Genomic DNA, 17,241 nt, shown 5'->3' with positions numbered 1-17,241 from the left:
GGTCATCGTGGTCAGCCGTGCAGCCCGCACTCGGTCTTCGCGCGCCCTGCCCAGCGGCCGGCGCGTGCGTCCTCGCCCTCGAGGACACGGCGGGTGCACGGGGCGCAGCCGACGGAGGCGTAACCGTCCATCAGCAGGGGGTTGGACAGGACGCCGTGCTCGGTGACGTACGTGTCGACGTCGTCCTGGGTCCAGCGGGCGATGGGCGAGATCTTGACCTTCTGCCGCTTCTCGTCCCAGCCGACGACCGGTGTGTTCGCGCGGGTCGGGGACTCGTCGCGCCGCAGGCCGGTGGCCCAGGCGCGATAGCCCTTGAGCCCCTCTTCCAACGGCCGCACCTTGCGCAACTTGCAGCACAGGTCCGGGTCGCGGTCGTGCAGCTTCGGCCCGTACTCGGCGTCCTGCTCGGCGACCGTCTGGCGCGGGGTGAGCGTGATGACGTTGACGTCCATCACGGCCTCGACCGCGTCCCGGGTGCCGATGGTCTCGGGGAAGTGGTAGCCGGTGTCGAGGAACACCACGTCCACGCCCTTCAGGACGCGGGACGCCAGGTGGGCGACCACGGCGTCCTCCATGGAGGACGTCACGCAGAACTGCTCGCCGAAGGTGTCCACCGCCCACTGGAGGATCTCCAGCGCGGAGGCTTCCTCCAGGTCGCGGCCGGCCTGTTCGGCCAACGCCTTCAACTCGTCGGTCGTACGGCCTTCCTGGATCGTCGTCATATCCGGTCCCCTCCCGGGTCGGTTCGCTGAACGCCCCGGGCGAGCAGCCCGAGGAACTTCAGCTGGAATGCGCGGTTGCACGCCGCGCATTCCCAGGCGCCGTGAACGCCTTCGGCGGCTTCGCTCGGACGCAGGTCCTCGTCGCCGCAGTAGGGGCAGTAGAAGGGGGCGGCCCGCTCGCTCATGAGAGGGCCTCCTCACTGGCACGCGTGGCCCAGGTGGCGAACCGCTCGCCGTCCTCGCGCTCGTCCTGGAACCGCTTCAGGACGCGCTCGACGTAGTCCGGCAGCTCCTCCGAAGTGACCTTCAGGCCACGGACCTTGCGGCCGAAGGCGGCCTCCAGTCCGAGCGCGCCGCCCAGGTGCACCTGGAAGCCCTCGACCTGCTCGCCCCGGTCGTTGAGGACCAGCTGGCCCTTGAGACCGATGTCCGCGACCTGGATACGGGCGCAGGCGTTCGGGCAGCCGTTGATGTTGATGGTGAGCGGCTCGTCGAACTCGGGGAGGCGGCGCTCCAGTTCGTCGATCAGGGCGGAGCCGCGCTGCTTGGTCTCGACGATGGCGAGCTTGCAGTACTCGATGCCGGTGCAGGCCATGGTGCCGCGCCGGAACGCGGAGGGCCTGGCGGTCAGGTCCAGCGCCTCCAGCGCCTCGACCAGCGACGCGACCTGTGCTTCCTCGACGTCGAGGACGATCATCTTCTGCTCGACGGTGGTCCGCACCCGGCCCGAGCCGTGCGCCTCGGCGAGCTCCGCGATCTTCGTCAGGGTGGCGCCGTCCACGCGGCCGACGCGCGGGGCGAAGCCGACGTAGAAACGGCCGTCCCGCTGGCGGTGCACACCGACGTGGTCGCGCCAGCGCTCGACGGGGGCGGCGGGCGCCGGGCCGTCGGAGAGCGTGCGCTCGAGGTACTCGTCCTGCAGGACCTGGCGGAACTTCTCCGGCCCCCAGTCGGCGACCAGGAACTTCAGGCGCGCCCTGGTGCGCAGGCGCCGGTAGCCGTAGTCGCGGAAGATGCCGATCACACCCGCCCAGACCTCCGGGACCTCGTCCAGCGGGACCCAGGCGCCGAGCCGGACGCCGATCTTCGGGTTGGTGGAGAGCCCGCCGCCGACCCACAGGTCGAAGCCGGGGCCGTGCTCGGGGTGCTCGACACCGACGAACGCGACGTCGTTGATCTCGTGGGCGACGTCCAGGAGCGGGGAGCCGGAGATCGCCGTCTTGAACTTGCGCGGCAGGTTGGAGAATTCCTTGTTGCCGATGAAGCGGCGGTTGATCTCCTCGACGGCCGGGCTGCCGTCGACGATCTCGTCCTCGGCGATGCCGGCCACGGGCGAGCCGAGGATGGTCCGGGGAGTGTCGCCGCAGGCCTCGGTGGTGGACAGGCCGACCGCCTCGAGGCGGTTCCAGATCTCGGGCACGTCCTCGATGCGGATCCAGTGGTACTGGACGTTCTGCCGGTCGGTGAGGTCGGCGGTGCCGCGGGCGAACTCCTGCGAGATCTCGCCGATCACCCTCAGCTGCTCGGTGGTGAGTGCGCCGCCGTCGATGCGGACGCGCAGCATGAAGTACTTGTCGTCGAGCTCCTCCGGCTCCAGGATCGCGGTCTTGCCGCCGTCGATCCCGGGCTTGCGCTGCGTGTAGAGGCCCCACCAGCGCATCCGGCCGCGCAGGTCGTTGGGGTCGATCGAGTCGAAGCCGCGTTTGGAGTAGATCGTCTCAATGCGTGTCCGCACATTGAGACCGTCGTCGTCCTTCTTGAACTGCTCGTTGCCGTTGAGCGGGGTGAAGTGCCCCGCGGCCCACTGGCCCTCACCGCGGTGACGGCTCACCTTGCGGCGGGGAGTCGCGGCGGCAGGGTTCTGCGGGGTGGCGGCCATGGTTGATCAGTCCTTCGGACAGCGGAGGAAGGTGTCGGCGCGTAGCGCCGTCCGCGAGGGGTGGTGGTCGGGTGACGGGCGGGAGGCTCTGACCTGCGCGTGCGGGCGCATGGGAGTACATGCGCGTCATCGCGCGGGCAGCAGGCTGTGCGGAGACGTCGGCGGTGCTGCGGCTCGTCAGCTCGCCGGACAGATGGCGCTGGACATGCGGCCGAGGTCGACGTGCCGCCGACTCACCAAGGCAATTCCAGTTCCGGACATGACGAAAGCGTGTCACGGCGATCTGGACACAGTCCAGCTTCGTCCGCGATGCGGACACCCTGGTCCCGAAATGTGAGACGAGGGTGGCGTCGATCACATGAGCCGCGAGGACTCTTGTCGACGCAGGTCACAGCCGGTATGGGCGTGTGGTCAGACCGGGAAGGCGCCCGGCCAGGGGCCCGGCGCGGACACCTCGGGCTGCTCCTCCACCTTGGTGTCGAACAGCTTGAACCCGCGCCGCTGATAGTTGTCCATGGCGTGCTCGCCGTCCAGGCTGCAGGTGTGCAGCCACACTCGCTTGGTCTGCGGCAGCCCCGGCCAGCGGTCCGCGAGGTCCCACGCGCGTGCGGCGCCGTACGACAGCAGGTGGCCGCCGACGCGCCGTCCCCGGAAGGCCGGGACGAGACCGAAGTAGACGATCTCCACGACCCCGTCGTCCTGCGGCTCCAGCTCCACGTACCCGGCCGGGGTGCCCCGGTCGTGGGCGACCCAGGTCTCGACCCCCGGACGCGCCAGGTGCTCCTCCCACTGCGCGTACGACCAGCGCAACCGGTCGATCCAGCGGATGTCCCCGCCCACCGACGCGTACAGGAAACGGCTGAACTCGGGGGAGGGGACCTCGGAGCGGACGATCCGGACGTCGCCCTCGGGCGCGGCGGCCGGGAGGGCGTCGGTCGGATCGGTCTGCTCCAGGGACCAGGTGGTCACGGGGATGTTGGTCATGCCCGCCAGGGAATCATCTACCCGGTTGTTCTGTCGATCGAGGCCAGCGGCAGTGCGAAGAGCGTTCGTCCCGACTGCGTCCAGACCTCGCCGGTCGCCTCCCAGTAGGAAAGCGACTCCGTCTGCGGGCTCCAGCAGTCGTGCTTCTCCTTGGCGCCGCACACGGCGGCCTTGGACTCGTCCGCCTCGTCGTCCGGCCGGCCGGCGTCCTGCCGCCACAGAGTCCCGTGGGCGTCGCGCGGTCCGGCCGCACGGGTCACGTACCACTTCGCCCCGTACGACAGCACGCCCCGCACGCCCGTCAGTTCGGTCTTGTACGCCTCCGAGGCCCGTACCCGGCCGGTGGCGGTGGTGGCGAGCAGGCCCTCGTGGCCGGGGGCGGTGCTGAAGGGGTAGCGCCACAGGCGGGCGCTGCGGTCGCCGTCGTCGAGGGTCCACTCCCCGGCGACCAGGCTGTCCGGCACGGTGCTGCGGTCGAGGGAGACGGTCGCGGGGTGCGGGGCGTCCGAGTCGCCGCTCAGTTCGTAGGAGCCGATGGCGGGCAACACGAAGCGATAGCCGTTCGCGGACCAGCCGCCCGGCACCCGGCCGACCGCGTCGGCGGCGACGGTGGCGCGCTGGATCCGGTTCATGTCGTACACATAGAGGCCGGTCCGGTCCCCGTCGTCGGCGGTGACCAGCAGTTTGTCCTGGTACCAGACCATCCCGGAGACATGGGAGACCAGACCCCGGTAGTCCCGTCCGCCGTCGACCGGGACGGCGAGCAGCGCCCAGGTGTAGGAGAGGTGGTTCAGGTCGCCCGCGTTCACGAAGCCGACCCGGGCCATACCCCGGTCGGCCGCGGTGCCGCCGGTGCGCGACCAGCCGGAGAGGATCACGCGGTTCGCGCCCCAGACGCCGTCGTCGTCCGCGTCCCCCGACGTGGTGACCCCGCCCGGCTGCCAGCCCGCGGTGTCGTCCGTGTTCCAGCAGTACGCGCGTGAGGCCGCGGGGGAGACCGGCAGGGCCCTGCGCTCGGCGGGCGTGCAGTCGATCGCGTCCCGCAGGCTGCGGTCGGCCCCGGCGAGCACCGCGCCGACGCCGACGGGACGGCCCATTCCGGCGGCGAGCCGGTTCAGCGAGGCCTGCGGTACCCGGTTCTCGGTGAGCCGCAGTTTTCCGGTGTCGGCCGAGGCCGTGAGCGGTTTCAGATCCCCGGGACCGTGGTCGGTGACCGTCGCCTGGGAGGCGCTGATCATGGTGGCGGCAGCGGTGAGCGCGACAGCGGTTCCGGACAGGAACGCCCGTAGTGCCCTGCCTCGTCTGCGCCGGCGGTGTCGGCCGCGTTGCTTCATTTGCCCTCCCGAGGCGGGCCAACTGCGCCTGATGATCCGTACGTTGACCGAGGAGCAGGTGGGGTGACCCGTAGGGGGATGCTACGGCAGTCGGGCGCCGTCGGGGGCGAAGACCCCGCAAATATGCGGAAGACGCCACCGAAGGACTCGGGGAACTTCGGTCACCGGGGTGCCGCCGCCCGGTTTCTCACCACCGCGGGCGCGTTCGAATGCGGCAGCAGGGCCCGCGCGTCCGCCGGGAGGAGCACCTCGACCTCGGCCTCCTCGCAGAAACGATACGGCCGATGTTCCAGGAGTCCCCCGAGATACCGCCGCACCCTGGACATCTCCGCCCGCACCGTCACCGTACGGCCCGAGTCGCCGAACACGTCCTCGGCCAGGGCCGCCGCGCTGCGGCCGCCGCGGTCCGCCGCCAGCAGGTACAGCAACTCGGCGTGCCGGGGACTCAGTTCGTGGGACCACGCCCCCGCGCCCCCCGACACCGTCACCGACCAGCGCCGGGGCCGGCTCACGTCCAGCACGATCCGGGTCGTGCCGCGCGGCAGCGGCTCGGCGGCCTCGTCCACCGACCGCACCAGCCAGCCACCGGCCAGCGGCTCGATCGAGCACAGCCCGAGCGCCGGCAGCCGGCGGCGGCCCGGGGACGTCGACTTGGGCAGCGTGAGCCGGCTCGCGTACGCCATCCCGGTCACCGCGGCCGTCCAGCCGTCCGCGTCCACCACCGCCGCCCGGCCGCCCAGCCGGGCAAGGACCGGCGCCGCCACCGCCCGCAGCCGCTCCAGCGAACCCAGGTGCCGCTCACGCAGCCTGGACTCGGCGAGCTTCGCCACCGTGTCGACCCAGGCGAGCGTGGCCGGATGCATCGTCTCCAGCGGCCCGCTGACATCGACCACACCGAGCAGCCGGCCGTTGCGTGGGTCGGTGATCGGAGCGCCCGCGCAGGTCCAGGCCGCGTGCGAGCGCACGAAGTGCTCGGCGGCGAACACCTGAACGGGCCGGCGCACCACCGCCGGCGTGCCCACGCCGTTGGTGCCGACCACGTCCTCGCCCCAGTCCGCGCCCAGTTCGAAGCCGAGCCCGTCGGCCTTGCGCAGGACGGGTCCGCAGCCCTCGCGCCACAACACCCGGCCCTCCGCGTCGGCGACGACCATGATGTGGTGGGCGATGTCCGCGACCGACAGCAGCCCCTCGCGCAGCACCGGCAGCACCTCCCGCAACGGCGACTCCTCCCGCCGCCGCCGCACCTCGTCGGCGCTGAGCAACCCGGCCCTGAAATCGTGGTCGGGGTCGACACCGCTGCGCAGCATCCGCTCCCAGGACTGCTCGATCACCGGGCGCGGGGCGACGCGCGCCCGCTGACCTGCCAGCCGGGCGTCGCGCACCTCGTTGAGCACCCGCGCCGCCCGCGCGGCGTCGACGGCGGCGAGCTGCGGCACGTTCATCGGTGGCATCACCACTGGGCCTCCCGGGAGCACACGACGGACAACCGGATGTCAAGTTCCTGCGCCGACTGTTTCCGGTCTTGCTGCAGGCACCCATCTTGCCGTCCGCCGGTGACGGAGGGGCATAGTCCGGTCACAACCACCGACAAGTTGCAACCCCCTGCAACCCTGGTGAACGTCCACAGGGTGTTTGAAACTTGAGCCACGTCGTCCCGAGCGGCGATTCTGGCCTCGCAGGGCCATTGCGGCGGGGGTGGTGCCGTGTCGGCGCAGCACCACCCCCGCTTCCTGTCCGCGCAGGTCGGCCTCGGTCAGGACCGGGGCTCGGCCCGCTCGACGATCGACGCCAGGTCCAGGCTGTGGGGCAGCGTCCCGAAGGCCGCGCCCCCGTCCCCGCCCAGCCGCGAGGCGCAGAACGCGTCGGCGACCTCCGGCGGCGCGAATCGCACGAGCAGCGCCCCCTGAAGCACCAGAGCGAACCGCTCCGCCAGTCGGCGGGCCCGCCCCTCGGCGCCGTCCAGGTCGGCCAGTTCCGTCAGCAGCCCCTTGATCGCCTGGTCCAGCCGGTGATCGGCACCGCGCGCCTGTCCCACCTCCTGGAGATAGGCGTTCAGCGCCTGCGGCTCCCGCCGCAGTGCGCGCAGCACGTCCAGCGCCTGCACGTTGCCCGCGCCCTCCCAGACCGAGTTCAGCGGCGACTCGCGCACCAGCCGGGGCATCCCCGACTCCTCCACGTACCCGTTTCCGCCCAGGCACTCCGACGCCTCCACCGTCACCGGCGCACAGCGCTTGGTCACCCAGTACTTGGCCGCCGGCACCGCGATCCTCAACAGAGCCCGCTCCTGCTCGCCACCGTCGTCACAGGCCGCCGCGAGCCGCAGCGCGAGCGTGGTCGCCGCCTCCGACTCCAGTGCGAGATCGGCCAGGACGTTGCGCATCAGCGGCTTGTCGACGAGCTTCCCGCCGAAGGCCTCACGGTAGGTGCAGTGGTGGATCGCCTGGGCCACCGCCTGCCGCATGAGCCCCGCCGACCCCAGCACACAGTCCAGCCGGGTCGCCGCCACCATGTCGATGATGGTGCGCACCCCGCGCCCCTCCTCACCGACCCGGCGGGCCCACGTCCCGTCGAACTCGACCTCGCCGGACGCGTTGGACCGGTTCCCCAGCTTGTCCTTGAGCCGCTGGAGGCGGAAGACGTTGCGAGTGCCGTCCTCCAGCACGCGCGGCACGAGGAAGCAGGTGAGCCCGCCTTCGCCCCGGAGGGGAGCCGCCTGCGCGAGCACCAGGAAACCGTCCGACATGGGGGCCGAACAGAACCACTTGTGGCCGGTCAGTTCGTACGTCCCGTCCTCGGCGAGCGGGGTGGCGACCGTCGCGTTCGCCCGTACGTCGCTGCCGCCCTGCTTCTCCGTCATGCCCATGCCGAACAGGACCCCGGACTTCAGACGGGCCGGCCGCAGCTCACGTTCGTAGATCGTGGACGTCAGGCGGGGCTCCCACTCGGCCGCCAGTCCCGGATCGGCGCGCAGCGCGGGCACCGCCGCGTGGGTCATCGACAACGGGCAGCAGTTGCCCGCCTCCACCTGTGTCCACACCAGGAAGGCCGCCGCCCGGCGCACATGGCCGCCCGGCCGCACCCAGGCATCCGTCAGATGGGCCCCGACCCCCTTGCCGAGCAGCCGGTGCCACGCCGGATGGAAGTCGACCTCGTCGACACGATGCCCGTATCGGTCATGTGTGCGCAGTGTCGGCGGATTCGCGTCGGCCTGCACGGCCCACTCCTGCACCTGCGCCGACCCGGCCGCCCTGCCGAGCGCCGACAGCTCGCCGCGCGTCTCGTCGAGCAGATCCGGATCCAGCTGCCGTTCCACGGCCGCCACCAGCGCCTGATCGGCGCTGTAGACGTCGTACCCGGTCAGGGGCGGGGGCTGGTTGGTCACGGTGTGCGTGCTGCCTGCCATAGCCCGAACGTACCCCCGGGTACGACGGTCATGACCGCCCGGGAGCCCGCGTGCCGCTCCCCGACCCGGTGAAGTGGCCTGGCCGGAGGTGAGTGCAGCCCCGAACGGCGGATACCTTTAGGGCGTGCAGCCAGGAAGTCAGTCACCCGAGCAACCCGGGAGCCCCACCGGGCGTCTCCATCGGGCGCGTGCCCTTTACCGGAACGTCTCCAAGCGGCGGACAGCCTGGCTGCTGTTGAAGGACACCGTCAACTCCTGCATCGAGTACCGCATCCTCGGCCTCGCCGCCGAAGCCGCCTTCTTCACGCTGCTGTCCGTGCCGCCGCTGCTGCTCAGCCTCATCGGCCTGCTCGGCTACGTCGACGACTGGACCGGTACCGACACCATCACCAGCCTGGAGGCCAACCTCCTCGACGCCTCGCGCACGGTCCTCTCGGACAAGGGCGTCAGGCAGATCGCGCAGCCGATCCTCGACGACGTGATGAAGGGCGGCCGCCCCGACGTCATCTCCATAGGCTTCCTCTTCGCGCTGTGGTCGGGCTCGCGCGCGGTGAACGTCTTCATCGACACCATCACCGTGATGTACGGCCTCGACGGCGTGCGCGGGATCGTCAAGACCCGGCTGGTGGCGTTCCTGCTGTTCGTCGGCGCCCTGCTGATCGGCTCGGTCGCGCTGCCGCTGATGGTCGCCGGTCCGGACGCGGTGGTGCGGATCGTCCCCTGGTCGACGACCGTGGTGCAGGTCCTCTACTGGCCGGTCGTGATCGTCCTGTCCGTCGCGTTCCTGACCACGCTCTACCACGTCTCCGTACCGGTGCGCTCGCCGTGGATCGAGGACGTCCCCGGCGCGCTCGTCGCCCTCGCCATGTGGGTGCTCGGCAGCTTCCTGCTGCGCATCTACCTGACGAGCACGATCGAGGGCGCCACCATCTACGGTTCGCTCGCCGCCGCCGTCGCCGTACTGCTGTGGATCGGTGTGTCCGCGTTCGCCGTGCTGGTCGGCGCCGCCGTCAACGCGGCGATCGACCGGGTCTGGCCGGCCGCCGCGACGGCCGCGGCCCGCGCCGCCAACGAACGGCTCCGGCAGGAGGAGGCCGCGGAGTACGTCGCCCGCGTGGCGGCGGTCCGCTCCCACGAGGACGACGACCCCGACGACCCCGACATGCCGTCCGAGTTCCCCGAGCGGTGGTCCCGGTTTCTCCCGCCGGAGGACGTGACGGGCCGGTTCCGCACGCACGCGAAGAGTTTCCCCAAGGCCAACGGGGCGAACGGGGCGAACGGGACCAACGGGGCGAACGGCGGAACCGAGGAGGAGCCCCCGCAGAGGTGAGCTCCCGGAGCGGTCCCTGAGAGGCCCGGTCCCGCAGCGCCTTGTCGGGCGCGGACGCTACGCCTTCCAGGCGCCCGCCGCCGCCGACTCCTGCGCGAACTCCGCGAAGTCGCGCGGCTCGCGGCCCAGCACCTGCCGGACGCCGTCCGAGAGGTGGGCGTTGCGCCCGTCCAGCAGCGACTCGAACAGCTCCACCAGGAACGCGACTTCCTCCGGCGGTGCCCCGAACCCGGTCAACCGCTCCCCGTACTGACGCGCCGGCACGGGCGTGTACGTCAGCTCGCGCCCGGCCGCCCGCCCGGCCTCGGCGACCGCTTCCCGAAACGTCAGCAGCCGCGGCCCGGACACCTCGACCGCCCTGCCCACATACCGGTCGCCCTCGGTGAGCGTCTTCACCACCACGTCGGCGACATCGCGCAGATCGACGAACGGCTCGAGCACCTCCCCACCGGGGAACACCAGCTCCCCGCCCTGCCTCAGCTCCTCCACCAGCGGCCCCTCGCTGAAGTTCTGCGCGAACCACGCGGCCCGGACGACCGTCCAGTCCGCGCCCGACGCCCGCAGCGCCTCCTCGGTCGGCAGCGCCCGCTCCTCGCCCCGCGACGACAGCAGCACCAGCCGCCGCACCCCGAGCGCGACGGCCTCCCGGGCCAGCCGTCCCACCGCCTCGGCCGCGTCCGGCGCCCCCACGTCCGTCGGATACACCAGATAGGCCGCGTCCGCGCCGCGCAGCACCTCCGCCCACGTCGAGCCGTCGTGCCAGTCGAAGCCCTGCGCCCGCGAGGCCGCCCGTACCGTGAGCCCGGCAAGCTCGGCCGCCTGCGCCACCCGGCTGCCCGTCCGACCGGACGCGCCGGTCACCACCACCGTCATGTCCTGTGCCGTGTTCTGTGTCATGCGTTCAGTCAACTGCCGTACGCCGCACGGGCCCATCGCTGAACGGCTCATTCCCATAAGCGCGCGTCTACGCTGGCCGCATGGACGCTCCCCCAGGCTCGGACATGCTCACGCGGGGTGACCCCCTCGCAGGGCTGCTGGAGGGTCCACGCGCGCGTGGCGCCCTCATGATCCGCGCGTGCTTCGACCCGCCGTGGGCCGTACGGGTCGAGGACCGCGCCCCGCTGACGGTGATGCTCATGGTGCGCGGCGAGGGCCTGGTCGTGCCGGACGAGGGGGAGGGCGTCCGCCTGCGAGCCGGCGACCTCGCCATCGCCCGCGGCCCCGCCCCGTACACCTGCGCCGACGCCCCCGGCACGCCCGCGCAGGCGCTGATCCTTCCCGGCGGACAGTGCGCGTATCCCGACGGGCGCCTCCTGAACGGCTCCATGGACCTCGGAGTGCGCACCTGGGGCGACCGGACGGACGGCTCGACGGTCGTCCTGATCGGCACGTACCTGATGCAGGGCGAGATCAGCGCCCGGCTGCTCGACGCGCTGCCCCCACTGCTGTCCCTCACCTCCGACGTCTGGCAGTGCCCGCTCACCCCCTTGCTCATGGAGGAGATCGTCCGCGACGAACCGGGTCAGGAGGTCGTCCTGGACCGCATGCTCGACCTCCTCGTCATCGCCGCGCTGCGGGCCTGGTTCTCCCGTCCGGAGGCGGCGGCCCCGGCCTGGTACCAGGCGCTGGCCGACCCGGTCGTCGGCCGCGTCCTGCGCCTGGTCCAGGACGACCCGGCGCACCCCTGGACCGTCGCGTCCCTCGCCGCGAAGGCGGGCGTGTCCCGGGCGGCCCTGGCCCGCCGGTTCAGCGACCTCGTGGGCGAACCCCCGATGACCTACCTCACCGGCCGGCGCCTCGCCCTCGCTGCCGACCGGCTGCGCGACACCGAGGACACGATCGGCGCGATCGCCCGCCAGGTCGGCTACGGAAGCGCTTTCGCGCTCTCCAGCGCCTTCAAGCGGGTGTACGGGGTCAGCCCGCAGGAACACCGGACGCGGGCGGCGTAGCCTGGCGTACATGTACGAGGAACGGGCCTCCCGGCTGGCCGGGGCGGTGGTGTGGACGAACACGCCGTCGGCGGCGCCCGGCGCGCTCCCCGTGCTTCCCGACGGCTGCATGGACCTGCTGTGGAGCGAGGGCAGACTGCTGGTCGCCGGACCGGACACCCGCGCTCACGCCCTCGACGGTCCGCCCGTGCCCTGGGCGGGCATCCGCCTGTTCCCCGGCACCGCGCCCCCGCTGCTCGGCGTACCGGCCCATGAACTGCGCGACCGACGCGTGGACTTGGCCGATCTGTGGCCGGGGCCGGAGGTGCGCCGCCTGAGCGGCAGGGTCGCTGCGGCCGCATACCCGGCGGCGGCGCTGGAGGAACTGGCGCTGGAGCGGGCGGCTCCGCCCGACCGGGCACTGCGCCGACTGGTCGCCGCCCTCGCCGCGGGCCGGGGGGTGGCGGACGCGGCCGATGAACTGGGCCTCGGAGCACGCCAGTTGCACCGCCGCTCGCTGTCCGCCTTCGGCTACGGCCCCAAGACGCTGGCCAGGATCCTGCGCCTCCAACGAGCCCTCGCTCTGGCCCGGGAGGGCGTGCCCTACGCGGACACGGCGGACCGGAGCGGCTACGCCGACCAGGCACATCTCGCCCGGGACGTACGGGAGTTCACCGGACTCACCCTGGGTGCGCTGACGCGTCGGCGGCCGGCCTACGGGGAGAGCGGCGCGAACAGGTCGACGCCGTTTCCGTCGGGGTCGAGTACGACGGCGTACCGCTGGCCCCAGAAGGCGTCCCACGGCTTCAGGTCGCCCCGGTGACCGGCGCCCAGCAACTCCTCGTACACCGTGTCCACCTCGCCCGGTGTGTCACAGCGCAGCGCGAGTGAGGCTCGGCCGCCCCCGGACGGCGGCCGCCACTCCGGGTGGAACGAGCGAACGGTGTCCTCGGTGTCCAGCAACAGCCGCGGCCCACCGGGTGGTCCGGCCTCGGCGTGCGGCTCGTGCTCGGCCCCCTCGGGGAAGTCGAAGCCGAGCCGGCGGTAGAAGGAGACGGAGGCGGCCATGTCGGAGACGACCAGGCCGATGGCATCGAATCGTGGACTCATGCGGTGACGGTAGGCGTCGCCCCGCGGCCGGTCTTGAAGGAAACGGACACGTCGGGACCTGGCGGCTGCGCCCGCTGAGGACGCGGGCATCCGGCCTCAGCCGAACGTCACCGGCCCGTTGGGCGTGTCCACCGTGAACGAGAACCCCGCCGGGCCCTCGCCAAGGGCGAGGTCGGTGCCGAGGGTGGCCAGCAGGGGGCGGATCTCCTCGGGGTCCGGGGCGGTGGCGGTCAGCTCCAACAGGGGGCTGACGGGCAGGCCGGAGGCGGAGGGGTGGGTCGTGCCGCCCCAGTCGATGAGGAAGGGCACGAGACCGGACGGGTGCGGGGAGCCGCCGTCGGTCAGCCGCCACCGAAGCAGGGTGCCGTCGGGGCGACGCCGGCTCATCTCCCGTACTTCACCGGCGTCATACCCCCGGGCGCGGGCGGCCGCAACGGTCGCGTCCAGGTCGGGCGGGCCGATGGCCCAGGTGATCGTCCGCGCGGAGGCGAGCGCGTCCACACCGAAGGGGCGCGGGTGGGACGGCGTGGGCTGCTCCGGATCCGGGCCGATGATCTCCAGGTAGGCGCCATGGCCGAGCCCCACCAGATGGTTGCGGGTACCGAGCCCGACATGCACACCGCCCGGCGCCGGGACCACTCCCGTGCGCCGGGTGAACTCGGCGACCGTCGCCGCCAGATCGGGCGTTGCGAGGACGATGTGGTCGAGGTGTGCGGGAAGGGTGTTCATCCCGCCCGAGCCTACGCGCCCGGCCTGCGGAACGGCCGTGCCGGTGCGGCACCTGTGCGGCGGGCAGCCCCGTGGATTCGCCCCGGACTCCCGCCGGGGGCCCGCTCCCTGGACTCGGCCCGCCTAGGGTTCGTTCCCATGACCGCTCGCCTGCTCGTGTACACCCGCACCACCGACTACCGCCACGACTCCATCCCGGACGCCGTCGCCGCCCTACGCGAGCTGGGCGGGTTCACCGTCGACCACACCGAGGACCCCGCGGCCCTCGAGGTCTCCCTCGACGGGTACGCGGCCGTGGTCTTCCTCTCCACCAGCGGCGAGGTGCTGACCCCGGCCGGGCGGGAACGTCTCGCCGGATACGTCGAGGCGGGCGGCGGATTCGCCGGGGTGCACGCGGCGGCCTGCACCGAGTACGACTGGCCGTACTACGGCGAACTGCTCGGCGCCCGCTTCGCCCGCCACCCCGAGTACCAGCCGGGCAAGGTGGTGATCGAGGACCACGACCACCCCGCCACCCGCGCGACTCCGCCCGTCTGGGACCTCACCGACGAGTGGTACGACTTCCACACCAACCCGCGCGGTCGCGTGCGCGTGCTCGCCGTGGCCGACGAGTCGTCGTACACCGGCGGCGGGATGGGCGCCGACCACCCGCTGGTGTGGTGCCGTGAGCAGGGGCGGGGACGCGTCTTCTACACCGCCCTCGGACATGCCTCCGAGGCCTACGCGGACCCCCGCTTCCTGACCCAGCTCAGCGGTGGCATCGCCTGGGCGGCACGGCTGCGTGACCAGTGACGTTTCTCCGGTGAACCGGTTGCGCCATTGGGGTGAGCAAAGCCTTCGCCTGGAGGAAGTCGGACGTCGACATAGAGATCCTTTTGTCTTGGCAAAGGGCCGTCGTGTCGCGACCGCTCTCTTGCGTCTGGTGTGTTGACCCCTCGACTCCATTGGAGGAGCCGGCCGGTGACTTACGGGAACAAGCTGCGGGAGCAGATCGCCGAACCTGGAACGACCCCGCTGATCGGCGTGTACGACATGTACTCGGCGTCGATCGCGGCGGAGCACTACGACGGGATGTTCGTCTCGGGCTTCGGGTTCGCGGCCTCGCACTACGGGCTGCCGGACATCGGTTTCATCGCCTGGCCGGACATGCTGGCCTTCGTCCAGCGGCTGCGGGGCGCGTTCCCGCAGCAGCACCTGCTGGTGGACATCGACGACGGCTACGTCGATCCGGAGGTCGCCTGTCACGTGGTGGAGGCCCTGGAGCGCATCGGGGCCTCGGGCGTGATCCTGGAGGACCAGAAACGGCCGCGCCGGTGCGGGCACGCCGACGGCAAGCAGGTGCTGCCCCTCGACGAGTACCTGGCGAAACTGGAGATGGTGCTGGCCACCCGCCGCGACCTGGTCGTGGTCGCCCGTACGGACGCCACCGACGAGCACGACATCCTGCGGCGGGCCAGGACGCTGGCCGCCACGGACGCGGACGTGATCCTGGTCGACGGCGTCCGCACCGTGGAGTGGATCCGCCGGATCCGTGACGTGGTGGGAGACAAGCCGCTGCTGTTCAACCAGATCGCCGGCGGCAAGTCACCCAGACTCTCCCTGAGCGAACTGTCCGACCTCGGCGTGGACGTCGCGATCTACAGCACGCCGTGCCTCTTCGCCGCCCACGCGGCGATGGACTCTGCGCTCGTCGACCTCAAGCGGACCGACGGCCGGCTGCCCGCGGTGGACGCGGCGAGCGGCGTCGGCGTGCGGGCCTCGACCGAACTGCTGGAGCGGAACATCGCCCGCCTGCGCACCGCGCCCGAGAGCGTCGACGCGTGAGTCCGGTCCCGCCCCGGCTTCGGACGGCGACGGTCCTCGCGGTCGCCCTGCTGGGCGCCGCCGCGGCGCCGGCGGTCGCCGAAGGAAGCCTGATCACCGTCATCGACAACTCGCACGCCGACTCGATCCTCGAGGTCGACCGGGCGGCCAACGTCCAGCAGGGCAGCAGCGGCACAGCGGGCAGCGACCACGACGGGAGTGCCGTCGACATGATGGAGGCGCTGGTCGGCGGTCCGGACCGGGGGGAGGACTGAGACGAGGACGAGGACGGGGATGGGCGCCGAGGCGAGGAGAGCACCGGCCGGGTGTCACCGTGAGGGTGGCGCCCGGCACCTCCACGTCAGGCACCTCGGCGCCCGGCACCTGGAAGCCCCCCGGCACCTCCACGTCAGGCACCTTGGCGCCCGGCACCTCGGCGCCTGGCACCTGGAAGCCCCCCGGCACCGCGGCGCCCGGCACCTGGAAGCCCCCCGGCACCTCCACGTCAGGCACCTTGGCGCCCGGCACCTCCACGTCAGGCACCTCGGCGCCCGGCAGCTGGAAGCCCCCCGGCACCTCCACGTCAGGCACCTCCACGTCAGGCACCTTGGCGCCCGGCACCTCGGCGCCTGGCACCTGGAAGCCCCCCGGCACCGCGGCGCACGGCACCTTGGCGTCTGGCGCGTCGGCGACCGGCACCTCGAGGTCAGGCATCCCCATCGGGCCGCCGCGTCGGGCCTGCGCGCGTTCGAGCGCGTCCGGAGGTCACCGTTTCACGCTCCCGGCCGCCGGCGCGGCGGAGCCGTGCTCGCCCGCTCCACGAGCCGTGTCGACAACTCCGTCCGGGTGCCCTCCGGGTGCTCGCCGTCCATCATCCGCAGCAGCAGCCGTAACCCGGTCGCGGCCATCTCCGCCAGCGGCTGGCGCACGGTGGTGAGAGCGGGGGTGGTCCACCGGGACTCCGGCAGATCGTCGAAACCGACCACGCTGACGTCGTGCGGGATCCTCAACCCCCGCTCCGCCAGGGCCAGACAGACTCCGAGGGCCATGCGGTCGGAGCACACGAAGACGGCCGTCGGCGGTTCGGGCAGGTCGAGCAGTTCGTGCGTGCGCCGGTGCGCGACGGACTCGTCGAAGCCGCCGTTGCGCAGGTAGTCGGGGCGGTGCGCGAGCCCTGCCGAGGCCAGGGCCGAGCGGTAGCCGGCGACCCGGGCCTGGCTGCACATCCTGCGGCGCGGGCCGGAGATCACGGCGATGCGTTCGTGCCCGAGCTCCAGCAGGTGTTCGGTCGCCGTCACCCCGCCCTGCCAGTTCGCCGCGCCCACCGACACCACCCCCGGCGGTGGATCGACCACCGGGTCGATCATCACGAACGGGGTGCGGTGCTGCTCCAGCCAGGCGTACTGAGAGCCCGTCAGCTCGGCCAGGTTGAACAGCACTCCGGCCGAACCTCGCACCGTCAGCTTGTCCAGCCAGCCGCGCTGCGGACGGCCGGCGCGGGTGCGGGACAGGGCGGCCGAGACGACCACGTCCAGGCCCGCGTCGTGAGCCGCCTCCTCCACACCGTGCAGCACCGCGCCCGACCAGGAGCTGTCCAGCGAATGCACGACGAGGTCGATCAGCCTCGGCGGCTTGCTCGCGTCGAAGCGGGGCCTGCGCACATAGCCCAGCCGGTCCAGCGCCTCCGTCACCCGCCGTCTGGTCTCGGGGGCGACGTCCTCCCTTCCGTTGACCACCTTGGAGGCGGTCGGCACGGACACCCCCGCCTCGCGGGCCACGACCGCCAGGGTCGGCCCAGCCGTCACGCCCGCACTCGCACTCGCCGTGCGCACCATCGGGAACCACCTCTCCGGCCCGCCCGAGGGCCAGCGAAAGTTCGACCAGCGCCCTTACGGAGCCGATTCGGAAACAGGCGGCTCACAGAAAGCGCTTGCTATCCTAGGTGTGCCCGGGCGTGACGTGAAGACTCCGGAAAACGCGGGATCTTGAATCCCAGAACCGGGCCACCGGCCCACGAGC

General features: G+C 72.2%; 18 protein-coding genes. 6 read left to right on the top strand and 12 right to left on the bottom strand.

Annotation, left to right across the window (positions count from 1 at the left end):
* Positions 1-11: 11 nt before the first annotated feature.
* The 8 genes from ACIPFH_RS25030 to ACIPFH_RS24995 form a co-directional block, all read right to left on the bottom strand.
* On the bottom strand, positions 12-722 hold the full coding sequence (locus tag ACIPFH_RS25030) for a phosphoadenylyl-sulfate reductase (RefSeq protein WP_401829570.1): 711 nt from the start codon (positions 720-722) through the stop codon (positions 12-14).
* A complete protein-coding gene (locus ACIPFH_RS25025; RefSeq protein ID WP_351759114.1) occupies positions 719-907 on the bottom strand; it encodes a hypothetical protein in 189 nt (62 codons plus the stop codon). The genes ACIPFH_RS25030 and ACIPFH_RS25025 overlap by 4 nt, the downstream gene beginning before the upstream one ends.
* On the bottom strand, positions 904-2,601 hold the full coding sequence (locus ACIPFH_RS25020) for a nitrite/sulfite reductase (protein WP_356249565.1): 1,698 nt from the start codon (positions 2,599-2,601) through the stop codon (positions 904-906). Before ACIPFH_RS25020 ends, ACIPFH_RS25025 begins: the two co-directional genes overlap by 4 nt.
* 177 nt (positions 2,602-2,778) lie before the next feature.
* On the bottom strand, positions 2,779-2,862 hold the full coding sequence (locus ACIPFH_RS25015; RefSeq protein ID WP_309486338.1) for a putative leader peptide: 84 nt from the start codon (positions 2,860-2,862) through the stop codon (positions 2,779-2,781).
* A gap of 150 nt (positions 2,863-3,012) precedes the next feature.
* On the bottom strand, positions 3,013-3,585 hold the full coding sequence (locus ACIPFH_RS25010; protein WP_401829567.1) for a GNAT family N-acetyltransferase: 573 nt from the start codon (positions 3,583-3,585) through the stop codon (positions 3,013-3,015).
* Between the two features lie 17 nt (positions 3,586-3,602).
* Positions 3,603-4,919, bottom strand: a complete 1,317-nt coding sequence (locus ACIPFH_RS25005; RefSeq protein ID WP_401829565.1) for a hypothetical protein — start codon at positions 4,917-4,919, stop codon at positions 3,603-3,605.
* Between the two features lie 161 nt (positions 4,920-5,080).
* Positions 5,081-6,361 carry a GAF domain-containing protein gene (locus ACIPFH_RS25000; protein ID WP_401829562.1) on the bottom strand — a complete coding sequence of 427 codons (1,281 nt, stop codon included), beginning with the start codon at positions 6,359-6,361 and terminating at the stop codon, positions 5,081-5,083.
* A gap of 311 nt (positions 6,362-6,672) precedes the next feature.
* Positions 6,673-8,322 (bottom strand): acyl-CoA dehydrogenase family protein, encoded by a 1,650-nt coding sequence (locus ACIPFH_RS24995; protein WP_401829559.1) that lies wholly within the window; start codon positions 8,320-8,322, stop codon positions 6,673-6,675.
* Positions 8,323-8,446: 124 nt separating this feature from the next.
* On the opposite strand from ACIPFH_RS24995, the gene ACIPFH_RS24990 reads away from it, so the two are divergent.
* The gene (locus ACIPFH_RS24990; RefSeq protein ID WP_401829557.1) at positions 8,447-9,652 is read left to right on the top strand and encodes a YihY/virulence factor BrkB family protein; all 1,206 of its coding nucleotides are present in this window, start codon (positions 8,447-8,449) and stop codon (positions 9,650-9,652) included.
* A 57-nt stretch (positions 9,653-9,709) separates the two neighbouring features.
* On the opposite strand, the gene ACIPFH_RS24985 is transcribed toward ACIPFH_RS24990, so the two are convergent.
* Positions 9,710-10,549 (bottom strand): NAD(P)H-binding protein, encoded by an 840-nt coding sequence (locus ACIPFH_RS24985; protein ID WP_401829554.1) that lies wholly within the window; start codon positions 10,547-10,549, stop codon positions 9,710-9,712.
* A gap of 80 nt (positions 10,550-10,629) precedes the next feature.
* On the opposite strand from ACIPFH_RS24985, the gene ACIPFH_RS24980 reads away from it, so the two are divergent.
* Positions 10,630-11,601, top strand: coding sequence for an AraC family transcriptional regulator (locus tag ACIPFH_RS24980; protein WP_401829551.1), 972 nt, complete (start codon positions 10,630-10,632; stop codon positions 11,599-11,601).
* 10 nt (positions 11,602-11,611) lie between these two features.
* Positions 11,612-12,403 (top strand): helix-turn-helix domain-containing protein, encoded by a 792-nt coding sequence (locus ACIPFH_RS24975; RefSeq protein ID WP_401829548.1) that lies wholly within the window; start codon positions 11,612-11,614, stop codon positions 12,401-12,403.
* On the opposite strand, the gene ACIPFH_RS24970 is transcribed toward ACIPFH_RS24975, so the two are convergent.
* Positions 12,295-12,690 carry a VOC family protein gene (locus tag ACIPFH_RS24970; protein ID WP_401829545.1) on the bottom strand — a complete coding sequence of 132 codons (396 nt, stop codon included), beginning with the start codon at positions 12,688-12,690 and terminating at the stop codon, positions 12,295-12,297. The genes ACIPFH_RS24975 and ACIPFH_RS24970 overlap by 109 nt on opposite strands.
* A 96-nt stretch (positions 12,691-12,786) precedes the next feature.
* Entirely contained in the window at positions 12,787-13,419 is a 633-nt protein-coding gene (locus tag ACIPFH_RS24965; RefSeq protein ID WP_401829543.1) for a VOC family protein, read from the bottom strand.
* Between the two features lie 138 nt (positions 13,420-13,557).
* Between ACIPFH_RS24965 and ACIPFH_RS24960 the strand changes: the two genes are divergently transcribed.
* The 3 genes from ACIPFH_RS24960 (at position 13,558) to ACIPFH_RS24950 (ending at position 15,497) form a co-directional block, all read left to right on the top strand.
* Entirely contained in the window at positions 13,558-14,211 is a 654-nt protein-coding gene (locus tag ACIPFH_RS24960) for a ThuA domain-containing protein (protein ID WP_401829541.1), read from the top strand.
* Positions 14,212-14,379: 168 nt separating this feature from the next.
* Positions 14,380-15,243: an oxaloacetate decarboxylase gene (locus ACIPFH_RS24955; RefSeq protein WP_401829539.1), complete on the top strand. Its 864-nt coding sequence runs from the start codon at positions 14,380-14,382 to the stop codon at positions 15,241-15,243.
* A complete protein-coding gene (locus ACIPFH_RS24950; protein WP_401829537.1) occupies positions 15,240-15,497 on the top strand; it encodes a hypothetical protein in 258 nt (85 codons plus the stop codon). Before ACIPFH_RS24955 ends, ACIPFH_RS24950 begins: the two co-directional genes overlap by 4 nt.
* Before the next feature lie 498 nt (positions 15,498-15,995).
* On the opposite strand, the gene ACIPFH_RS24945 is transcribed toward ACIPFH_RS24950, so the two are convergent.
* The gene (locus tag ACIPFH_RS24945; protein WP_401829534.1) at positions 15,996-17,057 is read right to left on the bottom strand and encodes a LacI family DNA-binding transcriptional regulator; all 1,062 of its coding nucleotides are present in this window, start codon (positions 17,055-17,057) and stop codon (positions 15,996-15,998) included.
* Positions 17,058-17,241 lie beyond the last annotated feature (184 nt).

The sequence above is a fragment of the Streptomyces sp. NPDC088157 genome, from assembly GCF_044741545.1.
Classification (GTDB): Bacteria; Actinomycetota; Actinomycetes; order Streptomycetales; family Streptomycetaceae; genus Streptomyces.
This window is presented reverse-complemented; position numbering and strand designations above follow the sequence as displayed.